3 protein-coding genes are annotated in these 3,118 nt (G+C 66.5%); all 3 read right to left on the bottom strand.

Annotation, left to right across the window (positions count from 1 at the left end):
* Positions 1–481: 481 nt before the first annotated feature.
* Positions 482–1,117, bottom strand: a complete 636-nt coding sequence (locus JWP65_RS18985) for a sulfite oxidase heme-binding subunit YedZ (RefSeq protein ID WP_299766584.1) — start codon at positions 1,115–1,117, stop codon at positions 482–484.
* Positions 1,117–2,115, bottom strand: coding sequence for a protein-methionine-sulfoxide reductase catalytic subunit MsrP (msrP, locus tag JWP65_RS18980; protein WP_299766582.1), 999 nt, complete (start codon positions 2,113–2,115; stop codon positions 1,117–1,119). The genes JWP65_RS18985 and msrP overlap by 1 nt, the downstream gene beginning before the upstream one ends.
* 47 nt (positions 2,116–2,162) lie before the next feature.
* Positions 2,163–3,118: c-type cytochrome biogenesis protein CcsB (gene ccsB / locus JWP65_RS18975; protein WP_299766580.1), on the bottom strand; the 956-nt coding region annotated here is incomplete at its 5' end.

The following is a 3,118-nucleotide window of genomic DNA, read 5'->3' as shown; positions in this document are numbered from 1 at the left end:
CCTGTCATTGCGGGCTTGACCCGCAAAGAGACAAGACAGGAGGAGAGAAGAGGAGGAGATCCAGACAGCGGCTAATCGAAGGCAGCATGGACCCCGCCCGAGCCGCGATGACAAGGCACAGCTAGCCTGCCCTGCAAGCCCGCGTGCGGGTGGGCTGCGGCGCGCAATCAGACATGAGCGCCGGCGCTGTCCGGGCTCGCGGCCCAGCGGGCTACGTGAGCGAAGTGATTCGAGAGCCGCGTCCGTCCTCATGCTTGCTTGCGGAGGGTGCTGGAGCGGAGTGTTTGCTCGCGCGCGAGCAAACCGCGGCGAGTTCCGCCGCGGGGGCCGCGAGCCCGGACAGCGCAGGTTTTCCGGCGCCCTTGGGCGCCGGACGCCCTGTCGCGCGCCGCAGCCCACCCGCACGCGGGTTTGCCGCCCTGGCGCCACGATCAAGCTGGGATGCGCTGCGCTTACCTTCGGCGCCTACCGGCGCCCCAGCCTACGCGCGCTGAGGTCCTGAACGAGAAGCGCGCTTGCGCAACAACCACTCCCGCACCCGCCACCCCAGCAACGCGGCCAGGATCGCCGCGTACACCGCCACTTCGGCGAAGTCGTTCTTGCCCGAACGCATCCAGAAGAAATGCAGGATCGCCAGGCAGGCGACGACGTACACCAGCTTGTGCAGCGCCTGCCAGCGCTTCGCGCCCAGCGCGCGGATGGCGCGGTTGAACGACGTCACCGCCAGCGGCGTGAGCAGCAGGAAGGCGCTGAAGCCCACCAGGATGAACGGCCGCTTGGCGATGTCCCTGGCGATCTCGGCGACGTCCAGGCCCATGTCGAACCAGCTGTAGCAGACCAGGTGCAGCACGACGTAGAAATACGTGAACAGGCCCAGCATCCGCCGAAAGCGCGCCAGCGGCGGCACCCCGAACATCACACGCAGTGGCGTGACGGCCAGCGTCAGGCAAAGCAAGCGCAGCGTCCAGTCGCCGGCCGCTCGGATCAGGTACTCCGCGGGATTGGCGCCGAGGCGGTCGGCGAAGATGCCGTAGACCAGCCAGGCGAGGGGCAGCAGGCAGGCCGCGAACAGCACCGGCTTGGCCGCCGGGTGCAGCAGCGCGCGCGCCGCGGTCATCAGTAGTTCTTCTTCAGGTCCATGCCGGCATACAACTGGCCGACCTGCGCTTCATACCCGTTGAACATCAGCGTCTTGCGTTTTTTTGCGAACAGGCCGTCCTCGCCGATGCGGCGCTCGGTGGCCTGGCTCCAGCGCGGATGGTCCACATGAGGGTTCACGTTCGAATAGAAACCGTACTCGTTGGCGGCGGCCTTGTTCCACGCGGTCTTGGGCATCTGCTCGGAAAAGCGGATCTTGACGATGCTCTTGCCGCTCTTGAAGCCGTACTTCCAGGGCACCACCAGCCGCACCGGGGCGCCGTTCTGGTTCGGCAGCACCTCGCCGTACATGCCGAACGACAGCAGCGCCAGCGGATGCATGGCCTCGTCCATGCGCAAGCCTTCGACGTACGGCCAATCCAGCACGCGCGATCCGACGAAGGGCATGGTCTTGGGGTCGGCCTGGGTGATGAACTCGACGAATTTCGCATTGCCCAGCGGCTCGACCTTGTTGACCAGGTGCGAGACGGAGTAGCCCACCCACGGCACCACCATCGACCAGCCTTCGACGCAGCGCAGGCGGTAGATCCGCTCTTCCTGCGGCGCCAGCTTGAGCAGATCTTCCAGCGCGTACTTGCCCGGCTTCTTGACCAGGCCTTCGACCTCCACCGTCCACGCCGTCGTCTTGAGCGTGCGCGCGTTCTTGGCCGGCTCGTCCTTGTCGGTGCCGAACTCGTAGAAGTTGTTGTAGGTGGTGGCGTCCTTGTAGTCGGTGACCTTCTCCATGGTCACCGCGCCAGGCACGGCAGAACGCACCGCGTTCAGGGGCGCCAGCTTGCCGGCGCGCTGCACCTGCTGGGCGAGGGCTTCACGGCCGGCCCAGGAGGCGAGCGCGGCGCCGGCGGCGCCGCTGGCCATCCACTTGAGCAGCTGACGCCGGTCCTGGTACACGGCCCGCGGCGTGACCTCGCCGGTGATGGGGTGGGTGAATCCGTCGCGGTCCGTCTTGATCAGCATGCTTGCTCCTTGCAGATAACCGGTACGCAGGCGCGGCCCGCGCGGATTCAGAGTTCGCCGTAGCTGTGCAGCCCCGACAGGAACATGTTCACGCCCAGGAAGGCGAAGGTCGTCACCGCCAGCCCCACCAGCGCCCACCAGGCCGAGACGGTGCCGCGCAGGCCCTTCATCAGGCGCATGTGCAGCCAGGCGGCGTAATTCAGCCAGACGATCAGCGCCCAGGTCTCCTTCGGGTCCCAGCTCCAGTAGCCGCCCCACGCTTCCGCAGCCCACAGCGCACCGAGCACGGTGGCGATCGTGAAGAAGGCGAAACCGACGGCGATGGACTTGTACATCACATCGTCCAGCACTTCCAGCGACGGCAGGTTCTCGGCGATGCGGCGCCGGCCCCACAAAATCGCCCCGACGATCAGCGCGGCGACGCCGAAGTACACCAGCCAGTAGCTGCTGGCGCCTTCCACCGTCTTGCGAAACACCACCGGCTCGAAGCACAGCACCACGCCCAGCAGCCACAGCGGGGCCAGCTTGTACCAGCGGGTTTCACCGGCCTGCTGCTTGATCAGGTAGGCGAAGGCCACCATCGCCGACAGCGCGAAGGTGCCGTAGCCGACAAAGTTGGCCGGCACGTGCAGCTTCATCCACCAGCTCTTGAGGGCCGGCACAAGCGGCTGGATTTCGTGGGCCTGGCGCTCCAGCGTGTACCAGAGCAGGAAACCGACCGCGGCGCTGACCACCAGCATCACGAAGGCGCCCAGCGCCTTGGTGCCGTACTGCTGCTCGAAGTACAGGTAGAACGCCGTGGTCATCCAGCAGAACATGACGAAGACCTCGTACAGGTTGCTCACCGGAATGTGGCCGATGTCCGGACCCAGCAGGTAGCTTTCGTACCAGCGCACCAGCGTGCCGATCAGCGCCATGCCCACCGCCACCCAGGCCATGCGCGAGCCGATCGCCTGCATGGTGGCCGACTGGCCGCGGGCGACGATGCCGAACCAGTAGAACA

Source organism: Ramlibacter sp., assembly GCF_028292805.1.
GTDB lineage: Bacteria > Pseudomonadota > Gammaproteobacteria > Burkholderiales > Burkholderiaceae_C > Ramlibacter.
This window is presented reverse-complemented; position numbering and strand designations above follow the sequence as displayed.

Excerpts from the sequence above, each read along its gene's own strand:
- JWP65_RS18985 (WP_299766584.1), bottom strand. The coding sequence starts at position 1,117 with ATGACCGCGGCGCGCGCGCTGCTGCACCCGGCGGCCAAGCCGGTGCTG.
- msrP (WP_299766582.1), bottom strand. The coding sequence starts at position 2,115 with ATGCTGATCAAGACGGACCGCGACGGATTCACCCACCCCATCACCGGC.